15 protein-coding genes and 1 tRNA gene are annotated in these 18,900 nt (G+C 62.6%); 7 read left to right on the top strand and 9 right to left on the bottom strand.

The genetic code is table 11. The annotated features are described in order from the left end of the window. Positions 1-56 precede the first annotated feature (56 nt). The 5 genes from trpE to fabI all read right to left on the bottom strand — a co-directional run bounded on the left by trpE (position 57) and on the right by fabI (position 6,266). On the bottom strand, positions 57-1,568 hold the full coding sequence (gene trpE / locus PHA8399_RS15180; protein WP_058286955.1) for an anthranilate synthase component I: 1,512 nt from the start codon (positions 1,566-1,568) through the stop codon (positions 57-59). Between the two features lie 15 nt (positions 1,569-1,583). Beyond that, entirely contained in the window at positions 1,584-3,425 is a 1,842-nt protein-coding gene (locus tag PHA8399_RS15175) for a peptidyl-prolyl cis-trans isomerase (RefSeq protein WP_058286954.1), read from the bottom strand. Between the two features lie 118 nt (positions 3,426-3,543). After that, complete coding sequence (locus PHA8399_RS15170) at positions 3,544-4,719, bottom strand: aminotransferase (RefSeq protein WP_058286953.1); 1,176 nt, start codon at positions 4,717-4,719, stop codon at positions 3,544-3,546. Between the two features lie 168 nt (positions 4,720-4,887). Then, complete coding sequence (gpt, locus tag PHA8399_RS15165) at positions 4,888-5,391, bottom strand: xanthine phosphoribosyltransferase (RefSeq protein WP_058286952.1); 504 nt, start codon at positions 5,389-5,391, stop codon at positions 4,888-4,890. 71 nt (positions 5,392-5,462) lie between these two features. After that, on the bottom strand, positions 5,463-6,266 hold the full coding sequence (fabI, locus tag PHA8399_RS15160) for an enoyl-ACP reductase FabI (RefSeq protein ID WP_027237684.1): 804 nt from the start codon (positions 6,264-6,266) through the stop codon (positions 5,463-5,465). 135 nt (positions 6,267-6,401) lie between these two features. Here fabI and pdxH point away from each other — a divergent pair, with 135 nt between their 5' ends. The 5 genes from pdxH to PHA8399_RS15135 all read left to right on the top strand — a co-directional run bounded on the left by pdxH (position 6,402) and on the right by PHA8399_RS15135 (position 12,649). Continuing rightward, the gene (pdxH, locus tag PHA8399_RS15155) at positions 6,402-7,007 is read left to right on the top strand and encodes a pyridoxamine 5'-phosphate oxidase (RefSeq protein WP_058286951.1); all 606 of its coding nucleotides are present in this window, start codon (positions 6,402-6,404) and stop codon (positions 7,005-7,007) included. Between the two features lie 133 nt (positions 7,008-7,140). Continuing rightward, on the top strand, positions 7,141-7,680 hold the full coding sequence (locus PHA8399_RS15150) for a cold-shock protein (RefSeq protein ID WP_058286950.1): 540 nt from the start codon (positions 7,141-7,143) through the stop codon (positions 7,678-7,680). Between the two features lie 4 nt (positions 7,681-7,684). Further along, complete coding sequence (locus PHA8399_RS15145) at positions 7,685-8,161, top strand: DUF192 domain-containing protein (RefSeq protein WP_058286949.1); 477 nt, start codon at positions 7,685-7,687, stop codon at positions 8,159-8,161. Between the two features lie 43 nt (positions 8,162-8,204). Further along, positions 8,205-8,281, top strand: a tRNA-Pro gene (locus PHA8399_RS15140). Between the two features lie 723 nt (positions 8,282-9,004). Continuing rightward, on the top strand, positions 9,005-12,649 hold the full coding sequence (locus PHA8399_RS15135; RefSeq protein ID WP_058286948.1) for a vitamin B12-dependent ribonucleotide reductase: 3,645 nt from the start codon (positions 9,005-9,007) through the stop codon (positions 12,647-12,649). 330 nt (positions 12,650-12,979) lie between these two features. Here PHA8399_RS15135 and PHA8399_RS15130 read toward each other — a convergent pair whose 3' ends face one another. Both PHA8399_RS15130 and PHA8399_RS15125 read right to left on the bottom strand, forming a co-directional pair. Then, positions 12,980-13,843 carry an acyl-CoA thioesterase gene (locus PHA8399_RS15130; RefSeq protein ID WP_058286947.1) on the bottom strand — a complete coding sequence of 288 codons (864 nt, stop codon included), beginning with the start codon at positions 13,841-13,843 and terminating at the stop codon, positions 12,980-12,982. A gap of 70 nt (positions 13,844-13,913) precedes the next feature. Beyond that, positions 13,914-15,125 carry a serine hydrolase domain-containing protein gene (locus PHA8399_RS15125; RefSeq protein ID WP_058286946.1) on the bottom strand — a complete coding sequence of 404 codons (1,212 nt, stop codon included), beginning with the start codon at positions 15,123-15,125 and terminating at the stop codon, positions 13,914-13,916. Between the two features lie 269 nt (positions 15,126-15,394). Between PHA8399_RS15125 and aroQ the strand changes: the two genes are divergently transcribed. Together aroQ and PHA8399_RS15115 are read left to right on the top strand one after the other, a co-directional pair. Beyond that, positions 15,395-15,844 carry a type II 3-dehydroquinate dehydratase gene (gene aroQ / locus PHA8399_RS15120; RefSeq protein ID WP_058286945.1) on the top strand — a complete coding sequence of 150 codons (450 nt, stop codon included), beginning with the start codon at positions 15,395-15,397 and terminating at the stop codon, positions 15,842-15,844. Continuing rightward, a complete protein-coding gene (locus PHA8399_RS15115; protein ID WP_058286944.1) occupies positions 15,841-16,596 on the top strand; it encodes a helix-turn-helix transcriptional regulator in 756 nt (251 codons plus the stop codon). Before aroQ ends, PHA8399_RS15115 begins: the two co-directional genes overlap by 4 nt. Before the next feature lie 477 nt (positions 16,597-17,073). On the opposite strand, the gene tsf is transcribed toward PHA8399_RS15115, so the two are convergent. Both tsf and rpsB read right to left on the bottom strand, forming a co-directional pair. Beyond that, positions 17,074-17,949: a translation elongation factor Ts gene (gene tsf / locus PHA8399_RS15110; protein ID WP_058286943.1), complete on the bottom strand. Its 876-nt coding sequence runs from the start codon at positions 17,947-17,949 to the stop codon at positions 17,074-17,076. A 78-nt stretch (positions 17,950-18,027) separates the two neighbouring features. After that, the gene (rpsB, locus tag PHA8399_RS15105) at positions 18,028-18,801 is read right to left on the bottom strand and encodes a 30S ribosomal protein S2 (RefSeq protein WP_058286942.1); all 774 of its coding nucleotides are present in this window, start codon (positions 18,799-18,801) and stop codon (positions 18,028-18,030) included. Positions 18,802-18,900 lie beyond the last annotated feature (99 nt).

Genomic DNA, 18,900 nt, shown 5'->3' with positions numbered 1-18,900 from the left:
TGCCTCCGGCGGGAGTACTTCGGGAAAGATGAAGCGGCGGCGGGGCCTCTAACGCGTTAGCGGTTGCCGTTGCCGGTGAAGCGGGCCGCATCTGCCGCGGCGCGGCGGATGGCGTTGGATTTGTGGACCGTCTCCATATATTCCGCTTCCGGGTCGCTGTCATAGACCACGCCGCCGCCGGCCTGGATGTAAAGGGTCTGGTCCTTGACGATGGCGGTGCGCAGCGCGATGCACATGTCCATGTCGCCGCCTGCCGAGAAATAACCGACCCCGCCGCCGTAGATGCCGCGCTTTTCCGGCTCCAGCTCGTCGATGATTTCCATCGCGCGCACCTTGGGGGCGCCGGAGACGGTGCCTGCGGGCATCCCGGCAAAGAAGGCGTCCAGCGCGTCCTTGTCCTCTGCCAGCTCGCCCACGACGTTGGAGACGATGTGCATCACGTGGCTGTAGCGCTCGATGATGAATTTTTCGGTCGGGCGGACGGTGCCGATTTTGGACACCCGGCCGGTGTCGTTGCGCCCGAGGTCCAGCAGCATCAGGTGCTCTGCCAGCTCCTTCTTGTCGGCGAGCAGATCGGCCTCCAGCGCCTTGTCTTCCTCCGGGGTGGCGCCGCGGGGGCGGGTGCCGGCGATCGGGCGGATGGTCACCTCCTGCCCGAAGACGCGGACCAGGATTTCAGGGCTAGCGCCCACCACCTGGAAGCCGCCGAAGTTGAAGTAGAACATGAAGGGCGACGGGTTGGTGCGCCTCAGCGAGCGGTAGAGCGCGAAGGGCGGCTGGCGGAACGCTTGCGTCCAGCGCTGCGCCGGCACCACCTGGAAGATGTCGCCTGCGCGGATGTAGTCCTTGGCCTTCTCCACCGCGGCCATGTAGCCCGCCTTGGTGAAGTTCGACTGGGGCGGCGCGACTTCATCGGCGTCGCCAAGGTCGCGGCTTTCGGCTGGCATGGCGCGTTCCAGGTCGCGCACCGCGTCCATCACCCGTTCCGCCGCCTGGGCATAGGCTGCCTTGGCGGTCTGGCCGTCGCTGGCCCAGGCAGGGGAAACCACGGTGACCTCGCCCTTGACCCCGTCCAGAACGGCAATGACCGAGGGGCGCAGCATCAGCGCGTCGGGCAGGCCGAGCGGGTCGGGGTTGACGTCCGGCAGATGCTCCACCAGACGGATCATGTCATAGCCAAGGTAGCCGAAGAGGCCGGCCGCGGCCTGCGGCAGATCGTCGGGCAGGGGAATTTTGCTTTCGGCAATCAGCGCCCGCAGGTTGTCCAGCGGGTTGCCGTCCTGGGCTGTGAAGTCATCCGCATCGAACCGCGCCGAGCGGTTCAGCGCAGATTGCTCCCCGTGGCAGCGCCAGACCAGGTCCGGCTTCATGCCGATGATCGAATAGCGCCCGCGCACCTCGCCGCCGGTCACCGACTCCAGCATGAAGGCGTCCTTCTGGGCGCCGGTCAGCTTGAGCATCAGCGACACCGGTGTGTCGAGATCGGCGGCAAGGCGGGTGTAGACGACCTGGTTTTCACCGGCCTCGTAAGCCTTGGCGAAGGTGTCGAAATCGGGGGTCAGGGCCATGGGTGCTTGCCTTGATTACTGGAAGTTTGCCTGCGCCGCGTTCAGCGCCTGCTGGTCGACACGGGGTTCGGCGCGGGCCTGAACGTCCTGCACATAGGCCTCGAACAGCTCCTCGGCCAGGGACTGGTCCAGCTGTGCCTGCAGCGCCTGGGTGAGCAGGGTCATATCATCGCTCTGCTCCGGCGGCAGGATGGCATCGAGACGCACCACCACAGCCGACTCCGCGTCCTGCACCAGGCGGAAATCGCCGACCTCCATGGTGAAGACCCGGGAGACCAGCGCCTCCGGCACGGTGTCGATATAGGCGGTGCGGGTCAGGCCGGTTTCGGATTTGACATCAGTGCCTTCGGCAAAGCTGCCGGCCTGTTCAGCCTGGGCCAGCATGGCCTCGCCCTGATCCTTCAGCGCCTTGGCCAGACGGTCCGCCTGCCAGGCCGCTAGGACCTTGTCCTTGGCATCGGCAAAGGGTTCCGGGCGTTCCGGCAGGACGTCATCGAGGCGCAGGGCGAACAGGCTGCCGTCCTCCAGGAAGCCGGCTTCCGGGAAGTCTTCGGCAGTGACGGCGGCGGCGGCCGTGCGGAAGCCCTCATAGGCGGCGATGCCGTCGCTGGTGTCTGCGGTCCAGTTGATCTGGGCCAGCTCCAGGCCGCTTTCGGTGGCCAGCTCCTCCAGCGTGGCGCCGCCGGCCAGCATGTCGTCAATATCCTCAGCCTGAGTTTCCACCAGACGGCGGGCGCGGTCGGAGGCGAGCTCCTCGATCAGGTCCGGTTTGGCGTCCTCGAAGGTGGTGATCTGCGCCTCCAGACGGCCGTTCACGCGGTAGAGCGCCGGGCCGAGATCGGAGGGCAGGGGGCCTGCCACATCGCCAACCTGCGCGGCAAACACCTCAGTGCCTGCGGCGCCGAGATCGCCCATGGTGACGTCGCCCATGTCGGCATCCTGCAGCGTCAGGCCGCGGGCCTCGACCAGGCTTTCGAAGGTGGCACCGCCGGTTTCGAGCTGCGCCTTGGCGCTGGCGGCGGCGTCCTCACTGGCGAAGACCAGACGTTCGACCAGACGGCGTTCGGGCACCTGGTACTGATCGGCGCGGTCCTCGAACAGGCGCTGAAGCTGGGCCTCGTCCACCTCGATCTCATCCAGCAGCGTGGAGGGGCGCAGGGCGGCGTAGGTGATGACCTTGGTTTCCGGCAGCATGAACTGGTCCTGATTGGCCTCGTAGAAGGTTTTCAGGTCCTCATCGGACGGCGCCTCGGCGGTCAGGGCAAGATCGGCGGCATTGAGCTGCACGTAAGAGAAGCTGCGGCGGGCGCCGATGAAGCTGGTCAGCGTCTCGGTCAGGGTTGCCGGCATTTTGCTGCCGGACAGCACCGCATTCTGCACCAGGGTGCGGGCCGCCTCGCGGCGCAGGTCGTCTTCGAATTCTTTCTCGGTCAGGCCGGCATTGCGCAGGGCGAACCGGTAGGCCTCGCGGTCGAAGTCTCCGCTGACGTTCTTAAAGGCGTCAATGGCCGACAGTTCCTCGATCAGGTTGTCATCGCCGATCGACAGGCCCAGCTGCCTGGATTCGTGGTCCAGCGCCGCCAGGGAAATCAGCCGCCCCAGAACCATCCGGTCCATGCCAAAGGCGCTCATCTGCGCCATGGTCACCGCCTGGCCGGTCTGCGCCTGCAGGGCGCGCTGTTCGCGCTGCAGTTCCCGCACATAGTTGCCGATGCTGACTTCCTCATCGCCGACCTGGGCAACGGAGGAGGAGGAGCTGGTGAAATTCACCGCGCCAAATCCGGCAAGGCCGACGATCAGCATCCCCATCAGGATCCAGACAAAGGTTTTGGATAGCTTTTTCATGCCTGCGGCCATGATGCCCTCTTAAGTGTTCTGCTGCGCAAGCGTTTGCCTGGCAGCGGGAAATGCCGCTGACTGAATACGCGGCTGCCCGCAGAGGGGCAAGACGGTTGCGGATCAAACTGCCGGGTGATCAGGGGTTAAAGGCCGCAAGGCGGTCAAACAGCGTGCCGATACCCGTCCTGTCCACATTGGCAAAGGCGATGCGGAACTGGCGGTCGCCGTCGGGGTCGCCTGCCGGCATGAACATCGAGCCCGGCAGCATCAGGATCGAGGCCTCGGCCACCAGCTGCTTCGCGATCTCCTCCGCCGGGGCGCCGAAGGGATGCTCCACATAAGCAAAGTAGGCGCCGCATCCGAGCAGTTTCCAGCCTTTGGCGGCCAGCACCGGGAAGCCGTCTTCGATCGCGGCGCGGCGGTTCAGGATCTCCTGCCGTTCGCCTGCCAGCCAGCCCTGCAGGTTTTCAATTCCCCAAAGCGCGCCGGCCTGGCCGAGCTGCGAGGGGCAGATTGTGACGGTGTCCAGAAACTTCTCCAATTCGAACATTCGCGCGGCAGAGGCTGCGATGGCCCCAACCCGGTGGCCGGTCAGCCGGTAGGCCTTGGAAAAGGAGTAGAGATGGATCAGCGTGCGGTCCCAGTCCGGCATCTGGAACAGACCGTGCGGCGCGCCCGCGCGGCTGTCGAAATCGCGGTAGGTCTCATCCACAATGAGCGCCAGTCCGCGGTCGCGGGCGAGGCGGAAGAAGGCCTGCACCAGGCCATCGGGGTATTCCACGCCGCAGGGGTTGTTGGGCGTCACCAGAACGATGGCGCGGGTGCGGTCCGTGATCAGCGCTTCGGCAGCTGCCGGGGCGGGCAGCATACCGTCGCCCACGTGCAGCGGCACGGCGGTGACGCCCGCCATGTCCAGCCACATTTTATGATTGAAGTACCAGGGCACCGGAAGGATCACCTCATCCCCTTCACCGCAGAGGGCGGCGATGGCGGCGGCAAAGGCCTGGTTGCAGCCGGAGGTGATGGCAACCTGCTCTGTCTGCACCTGCGCCTGGTAATGGGTGGAGATCTGCTGCGCCAGCGCCCGGCGCAGCGGCTCATTGCCCAGCACCGGGCCATAGAGATGGGCCGAGACGTCGTTCAGCGCCGCATCGGCCAGCGCCTGCCGCAGCCCTTCCGGCGGGGCTTCGGCCGGGGCGGCCTGGCTCACGTTCAGCAGCGGGCGGTCCGGCGGAAATGCGGCCCCGGCCACCCAGCGGCGCGATTCGACGATGGGCGAGACAAAGGTGGCTTGGGTGCGGGGCAGGGGCATGAGCGGCTCCGGGCTGCGGCTGAGGTGACGGGCGCGCGGGACCGGGCGCCGGCCTATGTCTGGCACGGCCGCCTAGGCAGCTCAAGCGGTAACGGCCGGTGCGGGCAGGGCCAAAGAAAAAGGCGCGCTGTGACGCGCGCCTTTGCAGGTTTGTCCGCCGGGGCCGGATCAGTCCTTGCCGCGGTAAGGCTCCACATATTGCAGCGCCATGTCCCAGGGGAAGAAGATCCAGGTGTCCTGGCTTACCTCGGTGATGAAGGTGTCCACCATCGGACGGCCCTTTGGCTTGGCATAGACGGTGGCGAAATGCGCCTTGGGGTACATCTCGCGCACCAGTTCCAGGGTTCTGCCGCTGTCGACCAGATCGTCGATGATCAGCACGCCCTCGCCGTCGCCCATCAGGTTCTCATCCGGGGCTTTCAGCACCTCGGCCTCACCCTGGGCCTGGTGGTGGTAGGAGCGCACCGAGATGGTGTCGACGGTGCGGATGTCCAGCTCGCGGCTGACGATCATGGCCGGCGCCATGCCGCCGCGGGTGATCGCCACCACGGCGCGCCAGGCGCCGCTGTCGGGGCCTTGCCCGTCCAGCCGCCAGGCGAGCGCGCGGCTGTCGCGGTGGATTTGATCCCAGCTGATGTGAAAGCCTTTTTCGTGCGGCAAACGGTCAGTCATATTTCTTGCTCCCCGCGAGATCGCGTCAGCTTGCCGGCGCCCGGTGTGCTGTCCGGGCCCGGTATGTGTTTTTACTTCGAAATGTCCGGTGCATCCACCGCCTTCATGCCCACCACATGATAGCCGGCATCGACATGCAGGTTCTCGCCGGTCACGCCGGAGCTGAGGTCGGACAGCAGGTACAGCGCCGAATTGCCGACATCGCCGATGGTCACGTTGCGGCGCAGCGGCGAGTTGTACTCGTTCCACTTCATGATGTAGCGAAAATCGCCGATGCCTGACGCAGCCAGGGTCTTGATCGGGCCGGCAGAGATCGCGTTGACGCGGATGCCGTCCTTGCCCAGATCCTCGGCCAGGTATTTCACCGAGGCCTCCAGCGCGGCCTTGGCCACACCCATCACATTATAGTGAGGCATCACCTGCTCAGCACCGTAATAGGTCAGGGTCAGCAGCGAGCCGCCTTCGCCCATCAGCTTTTCGGCGCGTTTCGCAACCGCGGTGAAGGAAAAGACCGAGATGTCCATGGTCATCTGGAAATTGCTGCGGCTGGTGTCGACATAGCGGCCGCGCAGCTCGTTCTTGTCGGAAAAGCCGATGGCGTGAACGACGAAGTCCAGCTTGCCCCATTTGGCTTCCAGCTCTGCGAACAGGCCGTCGATCGAGGCCTCGTCCGATACATCGCACGGCAGCACGATATCGCTGCCCAGCTGTTCGGCCAGCGGGCCGACACGCTTCTTCAGCGCTTCGCCCTGATAGGAAAAGGCAAGCTCGGCGCCGGCATCGGCGCAGGCCTTGGCGATCCCCCAAGCAATGGATTTGTCGTTGGCCAGGCCCATGATAAGGCCGCGCTTACCGGCCATCAGTTGACTAGACATGCAGGTTCTCCGCCTGTGATCTCTTGAATTAGACGGTGTTTAGTATGCCGCGCGGGCCGCTTCAAGGGTTCACGCTCTTGCCGCCGGGCAGGAAGCTGCATAGGTTGCTGCGAAACCCCATGAAGAGGTGCAGAAATGTCTGACCGATCTGGAATTTTCGCGGGCGAGGATCCGTTTGCCATTGCCCGCGCCTGGCTGGCAGAGGCGGAGCAGACCGAACCCAATGATCCCAATGCCATTGCGCTGGCCACGGTCGACAGCTCGGGGCTGCCGAACACCCGGATGGTTCTGCTGAAGGACATCGAGGACGGGGCGTTTGTGTTTTACACCAACTACGAAAGCGCCAAGGCGCAGGAGCTGGAACAGGCCGGCAAGGCGGCCTTTGTGATGCACTGGAAATCGCTGCGCCGCCAGATCCGCGTGCGCGGCACGATCAGCCGCGAAGACGGCCCGCAGGCAGATGAATACTACAAGTCCCGCTCGCTCAAGAGCCGGCTGGGCGCCTGGGCCTCGAAGCAGTCGCAGCCGCTGGACAGCCGCGGCGCGCTGATGGCGGGGGTGGCAAAGGTGACGGCCGCCAAGGGTCCGAACCCGCCGCGGCCGCCGTTCTGGGGCGGTTACCGGCTGACGCCGGTGGAAATCGAATTCTGGGCAGATGGCGCATTCCGGCTGCACGACCGCTTCCGCTGGCGCCGTGAAGACAGCGCCGGAGAATGGGAAATTCTCCGGCTTAATCCTTGATAGAATTGGTTAAGGTTTACCTAGGGTCAATAGCAGTTTCATGACAATTTCGCGACTTTTTAGCTTGAAATCCAAGGTCAGAATCGCGCATCAGGGCTGCATCAAAAATAAAAAAACGCGGTGGGTGAAGTAAGTGGCAGAAGATCTCAGCAGCTTGCAGCAGATTCAGGGGCTGGTGAAGTGGTTCGACCCGGCCAAAGGGTACGGGTTTGTCGTATCTGACGAGGGCGGCCCGGACATTCTTCTCCACGTTAATGTGCTGCGCAACTTCGGCCAAAGCTCTGTTGCGGACGGGGCCCGGATCGAGATTGTGACGCATCAGACCGGCCGCGGCGTGCAGGCGGTTGAAGTGCTGTCCATCATGCCGCCCGAACGCGACGACACCCCGGTGCTGAGCGATTTTGCCGAGCTGGACATGGACAGCCTGCAAAGCGAGCCGCTGGAGCCGGCACGGGTCAAGTGGTTCGACAAGGGCAAGGGCTTCGGTTTTGCCAATGTGTTCGGCCGCGGCGAGGATGTGTTCCTGCATGTAGAGGTTCTGCGCCAGTCCGGGCTTGCCGACCTGCAGCCCGGCGAAGCGCTGGCGATGCGGGTGATCGACGGCAAACGCGGCCGCATGGCGGTGGAAGTGCTGGCCTGGGAAGCCGCGCTGATGCCCGGCAGCACGGACTGAGACCATGGGGCGGCGCCTGGTTCCTTTGAGCTGGTGTGCCGCTGCAGTGTTTTGGGCCGCCCCGGCGCTGGCCGCGGACTGCGCGCCGGACCGGGTCGACCTGCGCGGCGCCTGGGGGCAGACCGCCTTTCATGTTGAGATTGCCGACAGCGAAGCCGAACGGGCGCAGGGCCTGATGTTCCGCGAGGACCTGCCGCGCGGGGCCGGGATGCTGTTTGTGTATGGCCAGCCGCAGCCGGCCGCGTTCTGGATGAAGAACACCCTGATCCCGCTCGACATCATTTTCCTGGATCAGCAGGGCCGGGTGACCTCGGTTCACAGCAACGCTGTGCCGGGCGACCTGACCCCGATCCCGGGCGGCGACCAGGTGTTTGCGGTGCTGGAAATCAACGGCGGGCTGGCGCGCCGCTATGGCATTTCCGCGGGCACCCAGATGCGGCACGAAATTTTTTCCGGCAGCGGGGCAGTTTGGCCCTGTTAGGGGTTTTCAAATCCATCCGGCGCAGATAGGAAGGCGCACGGTCCGGGGCGTGGCGCAGTCTGGTAGCGCACCTGTTTTGGGTACAGGGGGTCGTGAGTTCGAATCTCGCCGCCCCGACCACTTCACACCATATGTTGCGGCGAATCTTTGCAGGGCAGTCCGCCCTGCGGGAATCGTTTCGCGTATTTGAGGAGCAATTTAGCGCTACTGCAATCAGGGGTGTTAATACTTCCTTAACCTCCTGTTAAGGCTTCTTTAATGATCTGCTGCGGAGGCGCGTCAAAAGGTTAATTGCAGCAGGGATGCGTTGCCGCGGGCTGCGTGACGGTACGGCAAGGCCACCGTAAACGGGTTTTACTGTTACCGCCCTGGGCGGTGTTGAAAAAACCCTGTCACGGCCCGGATCTTCAGGCCGCCGCGTTTCGCCCGGAAGGCGGCAAGTCACTCGCCTGACACTACAAAATCCGGGTCTTTGCAGGATGTCCGGATGGCGCGGAAAGAAAGATGGCCTGTGGATGAATCGAGACGCCTTGACGGACCCTGCAAACCGCAGAAAGCGTCAACAGCAAAGATCCTTTCCAAGACGTAAATTTAGCGTTGACCCCTTGTGTCGGAATACGCCAAATTGTGTTCACCGGTTGCGACGGTACTAAATCTGGTGGATTTCGGAGCCGCAGCAACAACGCTGAAAAACAGCACACAGTCCTGGAAGAATGGCCGGCGAGGGCCTCGGGTGCGCCAAATGCTGCGGGCGCAGGAGTGTTTGTGCGGTCTGCGGCCGGGGCTGGATGGTGCGGGGGCACCGCGACACATGAACGACGAGTGCTTGAGAAGGGGCAAAGCATGAAGATCGAACGGAAATTCACCAAACCCGGACAGGATGCCTATGCCGATCTGGCCTTTGTCTCGGCCACTTCGGAAATCCGCAACCCGGACGGGACCATCGTTTTCCGTCTCGACAACATCGAAATCCCCGCGTCCTGGAGCCAGGTGGCCAGCGATGTCATCGCCCAGAAGTATTTCCGCAAGGCCGGCGTGCCCTCGCGCCTGAAGAAGGTCCGCGAAAAGGGCGTGCCGGAATTCCTGTGGCGCTCTGTCCCCGAAGAGGGCGCGGAAACGGGCGGTGAGACCTCCTCCAAGCAGGTATTCGACCGTCTGGCGGGCGCCTGGGCCTACTGGGGCTGGAAGGGCGGTTATTTCTCCTCCGAGGAGGATGCGCGCGCCTACTACGACGAGATGCGCTACATGCTGGCGACCCAGCGTTCGGCGCCGAACTCGCCCCAGTGGTTCAACACCGGCCTGCATTGGGCCTATGGCATCGACGGCCCGGCGCAGGGCCACCACTATGTCGACTACAAGACCGGCAAGCTGACCAAGTCGGACAGCGCCTATGAGCATCCCCAGCCGCACGCCTGCTTCATCCAGTCGGTCTCCGATGACCTGGTCAAGGACGGCGGCATCATGGACCTGTGGGTGCGCGAGGCACGGCTGTTCAAATACGGCTCCGGCACCGGCACCAATTTCTCCCATCTGCGCGCCGAAGGCGAGCCGCTGTCCGGCGGCGGCAAATCCTCGGGCCTGATGGGTTTCCTCAAAATCGGCGACCGCGCGGCGGGCGCCATCAAATCAGGCGGCACAACCCGTCGGGCAGCAAAAATGGTGATCGTCGACGCCGATCACCCGGATATCGAGCAGTTCATCCAGTGGAAGGTGATTGAAGAGCAGAAGGTCGCCTCGATCGTTGCCGGTTCGAAGATGCACGAGAAGATGCTGAACGGTCTTTTCGAGGCGATCCGCAGCTGGGACGGCGCTGAAGCCGATGCCTATGACCCGGCGGTGAACGGCGGGCTGAAATCCGCGATCCGCGAAGCCAAGAAGGTGGCGATCCCGGAAACCTATATCAAGCGGGTGCTGGACTACGCCAAGCAGGGCCACACCGCGATCGAGTTTCCGACCTATGACACCGACTGGGATTCGGAAGCCTACAGCTCGGTTTCCGGGCAGAACTCCAACAACTCGATCCGGGTGACCAACGCCTTCCTGCACGCGGTCGAAAAGAACGCCGACTGGGAGCTGATCAACCGCACCGACGGCAAGGTTGCCAAGGTGGTGAAGGCGCGGGATCTGTGGGAGAAGGTCGGCCATGCGGCCTGGGCCTGCGCCGATCCGGGCATCCAGTTCCACGACACCGTGAACGAGTGGCACACCTGCCCGGAAGACGGTGAAATTCGCGGCTCAAACCCTTGTTCGGAATACATGTTCCTGGACGACACCGCCTGTAACCTGGCGTCTCTGAACCTGCTGAGCTTCCTGAAGGACGGGCTGTTCCAGGCGGATGAGTTCATGCATTCCTGCCGCCTGTGGACGCTGACGCTGGAAATCTCGGTGATGATGGCGCAGTTCCCGTCCAAGGAAATCGCGCAGCGCTCCTATGACTTCCGCACCCTGGGTCTGGGCTATGCCAACATCGGCGGCCTGCTGATGAACATGGGCTACGGCTATGACTCGGACGAGGGCAGGGCGCTTTGCGGCGCGCTTACCGCGCTGATGACCGGCGTCGCCTATGCCACCTCGGCCGAGATCGCGGCGGAGCTGGGCGCCTTCTCGGGTTATGCAAAAAACGCAGATCACATGCTGCGGGTGATCCGCAACCACCGCAACGCCGCAAAGGGCAACGCGGACGGCTATGAGGCGCTGTCGGTGAAGCCGGTGCCGCTGGACATCGCCAGCTGCCCGGACGCGCTGCTGACCGATCTGGCCGCCAGCGCCTGGGACGAGGCGCTGGAGCTGGGTGAGAAACACGGCTACCGCAACGCGCAGACCACGGTGATTGCACCCACCGGCACCATCGGTTTGGTGATGGATTGCGACACCACCGGGATTGAGCCGGACTTTGCCCTGGTGAAGTTCAAGAAACTTGCGGGCGGCGGCTACTTCAAGATCATCAACCGCTCGGTGCCGTCGGCGCTGGAGGGGCTGGGCTACAGCTCTGCCCAGATCGAGGAGATCGTCTCCTACGCGGTGGGCCACGGCTCCATCGGCAATGCGCCTGCGATCAACCACACGTCGCTGGCCGGTCACGGCTTTGGCCCCAATGAGCTGGCCAAGGTGGACGCGGCACTGGAGTCGGCCTTTGACATCCGCTTCGTGTTCAACCAGTGGACCCTGGGCGAGGATTTCTGCACCGGCGTGCTGGGGATCCCGGGCCCTAAGCTGAGCGATCCGACCTTCGACCTGCTGCGCCACCTGGGCTTCACTAAGAAGGACATCGACGCGGCCAATGACCACGTTTGCGGCACCATGACCCTGGAGGGCGCGCCGCACCTGAAGGAAGAGCATTACGCGATCTTTGACTGCGCGAACCCCTGCGGTAAAAAAGGCAAGCGTTTCCTGAGTGTTGACAGCCATATCTACATGATGGCAGCGGCCCAGAGCTTTATCTCCGGTGCAATCTCCAAGACCATCAACATGCCGAACTCGGCCACCATCGAGGACTGCCAGAAAGCCTATGAGCTGAGCTGGAGCCTGGGGGTGAAAGCCAACGCGCTGTACCGCGACGGATCCAAGCTGAGCCAGCCGCTGGCGGCGGCGCTGGTCGAGGACGACGACGACGCGGCGGAGGTGCTGGAAAGCGGCTCGACCCACGAAAAGGCCGCGGTGCTGGCCGAGAAGATTGTCGAGAAAGTGGTCATCAAGGAGGTGCTGAAATCGCACCGCACCAAGATGCCGCAGCGGCGCAAGGGCTATACCCAGAAGGCGGTTGTCGGCGGCCACAAGGTTTACCTGCGCACAGGCGAATATGAGGACGGCAACCTGGGCGAAATCTTCATCGACATGCACAAGGAAGGCGCAGGCTTTCGGGCGATGATGAACAACTTCGCCATCGCGGTGTCGGTCGGGCTGCAATACGGCGTGCCGCTGGAGGAGTTTGTCGACGCCTTCACCTTCACCAAGTTCGAGCCCGCGGGCATGGTCCAGGGCAATGACTCGATCAAGAACGCGACCTCGATCCTTGACTATGTATTCCGTGAACTGGCGGTCAGCTATCTGGACCGCACCGATCTGGCGCATGTGAAGCCCGAAGGCGCGACCTTTGACGATCTGGGCCGCGGCGAGGAGGAAGGCGTGTCGAACCTTTCGGAGCTGAGCGAAAGCGCTGCAACGCGGTCGCTGGAAGTGCTGAAGCAGATCTCCTCAACCGGCTATCTGCGCAAGCGTCTGCCGCAGGAACTGGTGGTGCTGCAGGGCGGCCAGCTGGACGCGGGTTTGCTGGGCACCGGAACAGATCCGGTGGCAGCGCTGCAAGCGCTGGTCCCGGAAACGACAGAAGCACCAGCGCAAACCACAGGCGGGATGGACGCGCGCACCAAGGCAAAAATGCAAGGCTACGAGGGCGAAGCCTGCGGCGAATGCGGCAACTACACGCTGGTGCGCAACGGCACCTGCATGAAATGCAACACCTGCGGGGGCACCTCCGGCTGCAGCTGAGGACCTCTGCCTGCGGCGCCGGCATACCCCCGACGGCGCCGCAAACAAATAGCCGGAAGCAGGACAAAGCCTGCTTTGGACGAAATCCGGAACGGGTGCGCCCGTTCTGAACACCGGGATGGCCCAGGTAAGAAAATACTTTCGGGCAGTCAATGAAGGAGCCTGACCGGTGATAACTGGCTTCCTCTGATGCAGAGGAAGCCATTTTCTTTGCCTGACGCAGAAGGCGGATTTGGGCTGTACAGCAGCCTTATAATCAGAATTATGTTAATTACAGATGTGAAGTTGGCAGAGATGCGGTCTAACTTGAACCCCTAAAGCTTTGAAAATTCAAGAATTTAGCGGCCTGAGCAACCCTTCCTGCGCAACGCTGGCGACCAGTTGGCCGTCCTCGGTATAAATGGCGCCCCGGTTGAAACCGCGGCCATTGCCTGTGAATGGCGCGTCCATCGTGTAAAGATGCCAGTTCTCGAAATGCACCGGCGCGTGGAACCACATGGCATGGTCCAGGCTGGCGGTCATGGCGCCGGGTTTGTGGAACGTCAGCCCGTGCGGCCGCATCGAGGATCCCAGCAGACCGAAATCCGACGCATAGGCCATCAGGATATGTTGCAGTTCCGGCCCGGCGCCTTTGGCGGCCTCCATCCTGATCCACATATGATTGACGTCACTGGTTTTTTCGGGCGCCAGCGGATCGCGCGGCGCAACCTCGCGGATTTCAAAGGGCCGCGGGCGCGTGAATTCACCCCGCTTGGCCGGATCAACCCGGAACGCATTGCGCAGCAGGATTTCATGGCGCGGCTCCAAACCCTCGGGCCCGGAAACTTGCGGCATCGGATGCTGGTGCTGCCAGCCGTCTTCCTGGCCATGGAAGGATGCCGCCAGGTTCAGGATCTGCTTGCCGTTTTGCATCGCGACAACCCGGCGCGTGGTGAAGCTGCGGCCGTCGCGGGACGGATCGACCTCGTAAATAACGGGCCTGGACGGATCGCCCGGACGGATGAAATACGCATGAAGCGAATGGCACAACCGCCCGGAAACAGAAGCATATGCCGCCGCCAGTGCCTGTGCGATCACCTGGCCGCCATAGATGCGCGTCGGTGTTTCGCCGCCGGACCCGGAGCCGCGGTAAAGATTGGTGTCCAATGTCTCCAGATCCAGCAGATCGAGAAGCACCTTGGCGGTATCGGTCATAAGAAGCGGCTTTCTATGGTCAGGTCTTTTACAGGCTCGTCATCATACCCGGAAACGCAGTGCGTGGAAGTCACGCTGTCAGCGCGCCATGCACAAGGGCTTTGAGCTCGGGGCGCGACGGGTACGAACTGGACGGCGCCAGCTGGGTCAGGAAGACAACGGAAAGGTCCAGTTTGCGGTCGATCCAGAAGAACGTCGAGGCAATGCCGCCCCAGCTGAAGTCGCCAACCGATCCCGGGCAGCGCGCGCGGGCCGGATTCAGCACCACAGCACCGCCAAGCCCAAAGCCCATACCTTCCATCGGCTGTTCTGCAAAGCTTTGCGGGCCCAACGAGGCAATCTCACCCGGAAGATGGTTTTGCATCATGAAATCAGCGGTTTGCGGGCTTATGATAAAGCCGTCGCCGCAGCGCCCGCGGTGCCGCAGCATCTCAGCGAATGCCATGTAGTCGTCCAGCGTTCCGACCAGGCCGCCGCCGCCGGAGTGCATGTCCGCCTGCTGAAACGGCGAGGTCTGCCAGCTGTCGGTCAGCCGCAGCGGATCTGCGCCGGTTTCGGCAGAATTCAATGCCATGGCATCGCCGGCCAGCGGCGTATACAGCGAGGCGAAGCGGTTCCCTGCCCCGGCCGGCACCCGGAAACCGGTTTCGCGCATCCCGAGCGGCGCGAAAATTTCCTCAGCGAAAAATTGGCCCAGGGGTTTGCCGGACACCGCTTCGACGACACGGCCCAGCACATCTGTGGCTACCGAATATTCCCAGCGGGTGCCCGGCTGGAAGGCCAGCGGCAATTCCGCCAGGCGCGCCACCATCGAGGCCAGGCTGCCCTGACCGGGCTTGAACAGCACTTCCGCTGTCTCCATCGCCTCCGGCACCAGGCCGGGGTTGAAGGCGTAACTCAGCCCGCTGGTGTGGGTCAGCAGCTGGTGCAGCGTTGGAACCGGGCACGGTTCTGTCTGGCTGATCGCAGTGGCACCTGGAACCAGGGCCTGCACGTTACTGAATTCCGGGAGAAAATCGCTGACCGGCGCGTCCAGGTGGAACAGCCCCCGTTCCAGCAGGATCATCATCGCCAGCGACGTCACCGGCTTGGTCATCGAATAAAGCCGCACCAGGGTGTCGCGGCTGAACGGCAGCTGCTCTTCGATGTTGCGCAGGCCTGCAGCGTGAAAGAACAACTCCTCGCCGCCGCGCTTCACCAGCAGCGCGCTTCCGGGGTATTTTTGTTCATCTACATAGCGTTGCTGCCAGGATTTAATCCTGCTGAACCGGTCAGCCTGCATCTCTGCTCTCCCGTCTTGTGCCAGTTTTATTCAGGTTCTGCGCAGCCGGTTGTGCCGCCGGAACCGCCCGGGCACAGGCCGCGCAAGCCGGTATGCATTGGCAAGCGGAGAAATGAAACCCAATTGCCAGTCTTCCGCGCAATCCAAACCGGGATCCGGGCATTTACAGCTTACGATGTTTTTTCATATTCACATCCTTTTGTGTATTCGCATTCCCAAGGGAATTGTCTTAGAACTTCAAGAAGAAGGACAGCAAGGAATTACATCTGATGGCGAGTATTCTGGTGTTGAACGGCCCCAATCTGAACCTGCTCGGCACCCGGCAGCCGGAGGTCTACGGATCTGTCACTTTGGCGATGGTGGAGAAGGAATGCAAAGCGCATGGCGCAACGCTGGGCTTTGACGTGGAATGCCTGCAATCCAATCACGAGGGCGCGCTGATCGACGCCATTCACGCCGCCAAAGGCGTGCATCAGGGGATTATCCTGAATGCCGGGGCCTATACCCATACCTCCATCGCGCTGATGGATGCCTTGATTTCCGTGGAAATCCCGGCGGTTGAGGTGCATCTTTCAAACATTCACGCGCGCGAGACGTTCCGCCACACGTCCTATATCGCCAAGGCGGCGCTGGGTCAGATCTGCGGCTTTGGCGCAAAGGGCTACCTGCTGGCGCTGGATGCCTTGGCAGCGCATCTGGATGAGGCTGCACCGTCATGAAGTTAAAGGATTATTTGAGCTTCCTGTGCGGCGTCCAAAGCACCGAGGAGCTGTGGTGCGAGCATGTAAAACAAATGGCCGCCTTTGGATTTGACCGGCTGATTTACGGGCACACCCGTTTCAGGACGGAGACCTCGCTGGGCGATCCTGAAGATTTCGTCATCCTGTCCAATCACCCGAACGAGTACCTGAACGGGTTTCTGAAAGAGGGGCTGTATTTGTCGGCGCCCATGCTCCGCTGGGCACTGGAAAACGAAGGCGCCGGCAGCTGGCGCATTGCCGCGGACATGGCCGCCACCGGCACGCTGACGCCAGAGGCCAGAAAAGTGCAGGAGTTCAATCAGAAGCTGGACATGACCGCCGGCTATACGATCAGCTTTCATTCCGTGTCGAACCGGTACAAGGGTGCGATCTCGCTGGCTGCAAAACCTGGCATGAGCCAAGACGACGTCGACACGCTGTGGGCGGACCACGGCGAGGATATCGTGCTGATGAACAATGTGGCGCACCTGAAGATCCTCACCCTGCCCTATGCCTCGCCCAAGCGCAACTTGACCAAGCGGCAGCGGGAGGTTCTGCAATGGGTCGGCGACGGCAAGACCACGCAGGATATCGCGCTGCTGATGGGGCTCACTCCCGCTACGATTGAAAAACACCTGCGTCTTGCCCGGGAGTCCCTGGCGGTGGAGACCACTGCGCAAGCCGTTCTGAAGGCTGCGCTGCACAATCAGATGTACGTCGTCGAGGCCTGAACCGGACCCGGGGCGGATCCGAAGCGCAGCTGCCAGAGTTTTGAATTCTCTTGTTTATCCGAAAGCTCCCGGTCCGCTGCGCGGGCTGGGAAAGTGTCTGCCGCGCCAGGGGGCGACGCCAATCGGCATCAAAAAGTATGGAATTCAGTACTACCGTTATAGGGTAATTCGCTGCATGTTGCACGTGTTCCGTGAGTGGTGGCTTTGGCCTAGGAACTTTGGGTAACGACCCTTGCGATTTCAAGGCTCTCCTACCTGGTCGGGTATAGGCGCGTATTGGTCCGCGTCTATCCCGGATACCGGAGGGGCTCCATCCATCCCCATCAGTGGGGCCCCTCAACCTTCCAAGCCGCTTCAGCCTGCTGCCCGGCCGCGTCCTTGCTCCCGCCGCAGCCCACGGCCGACTGCCGGCACAAAAAAACCGGCGAGTGGACAACGCCACCCGCCGGTCAATTCGCAAACTATCAGCGGTGCTGATCAGCCCTGAGCGGCTTTTGCCACTTCTGCTGCGAAGTCTTCTTTCTCGACTTCGATGCCTTCGCCAACTTCCACGCGGACAAAGCCGGTGATGGTGGCGCCAGCTTCCTTGGCAGCGGCTTCCACGGTCAGGTCCGGGTTCACCACGAACTGCTGGTTCAGCAGGGTCGATTCAGCCACGAATTTCTTCATGCGGCCTTCGATCATCTTCTCGATCACCTGCTCCGGCTTGCCGGATTCGCGGGCGATGTCGATCTGAACCTGCTTTTCCTTCTCGACGATGGAGGCGTCCAGCTCAGCTTCGGACAGCGCGGCGGGGTTCACAGCCGCGATGTGCATCGCAACCTGCTTGCCGATCGCTTGGTCGCCGCCGTTCATCGCAACCAGAACGCCGATCTTGCCCATGCCCGCGGTGGCAGCGTTGTGGATGTAAGACACGACAGTCTCGCCTTCCAGCTTCTCCAGGCGACGCAGCGACATGTTCTCGCCGATGGTGGCGATCTTGTCGGTCAGGGTCGCCTCGACGGTCTTGCCGCCCAGGTCGGCTGCTTTCAGCGCTTCGACGTCGTCTGCGTTCAGAGCGGCCTTGGCGATGGCTGCGACCATTTCCTGGAATTCGCTGTTCTTGGCAACGAAGTCGGTTTCGGAGTTCACTTCAACCGCAACGCCTTTGCCGCCTTCGACGACCACGGCCACCAGGCCTTCAGCAGCGGTACGGCCGGATTTCTTGGCGGCTTTCGCCAGGCCCTTGGTGCGCAGCCAGTCAACAGCGGCTTCCATGTCGCCGTTGTTTTCGACCAGTGCTTTCTTCGCGTCCATCATGCCTGCGCCGGTGGATTCGCGCAGTTCTTTCACCATTGCTGCAGTGATTGCCATGTTAGGCTCCCTCAGTTCAAAAACGGATTTGGGGCAGGAAATACCCTGCCCCGCATGTCAATTCCGTGACAGGACGGATCAGGCTTCGGCGGCGGCTTCTTCAGCCACGGCTTCTTCTGCCGGTGCTTCTTCCAGCGCGCCCAGGTCAACGCCTGCAGCGCCCAGCTGAGCCGACATGCCGTCCAGAGCCGCACGGGCCACCAGGTCGCAGTACAGCGAGATGGCGCGCGATGCGTCGTCGTTGCCCGGGATGATGTAGTCCACGCCGTCGGGCGAGCAGTTGGTGTCGACAACAGCCACAACCGGGATGCCCAGTTTCTTGGCTTCGGCGATGGCCAGCGCTTCTTTTTTCACGTCGATGACGAACAGCAGGTCCGGCACACCGCCCATTTCGCGGATGCCGCCCAGGGAGGCCTGCAGCTTCTCCTGGTCGCGTTCCATGCCCAGACGCTCTTTCTTGGTCAGGCCTTCGGCGCCACCGGACATCTTCTCGTCGATTTCCTTCAGGCGGTTGATCGACTGGGAAACGGTTTTCCAGTTGGTCAGGGTGCCGCCCAGCCAGCGGTGGTTCATATAGTACTGAGCGGATTTCTCAGCGGCTTCGGCGACCGGGCCGGCTGCCTGGCGCTTGGTGCCGACGAACAGCACGCGGCCGCCTTTGGCGACGGTGTCACGGACAACCTGCAGCGCCTGGTCCAGCATCGGAACAGTCTGGGTCAGGTCCATGATGTGGATGCCGTTGCGCGAGCCGTAGATGAACGGCGACATGCGCGGGTTCCAGCGCTGAGTCTGGTGGCCGAAGTGAACGCCAGCTTCCAGCAGCTGACGCATGGTGAACTCGGGAAGAGCCATGCTATTCTTTCCTTTCCGGTTTCTATCCTCGGCGGGGGTTCAGAGCAGAAGCTCCAACCGGGGGTCCGTCAGGGATGTCTCCCCTGATCAGGCCAAACC

Source organism: Leisingera aquaemixtae (genome assembly GCF_001458395.1).
Classification (GTDB): Bacteria; Pseudomonadota; Alphaproteobacteria; order Rhodobacterales; family Rhodobacteraceae; genus Leisingera; species Leisingera aquaemixtae.
Note: the sequence above shows the minus strand (reverse complement) of the source record. Positions and strands in the feature narration are given on the sequence as shown.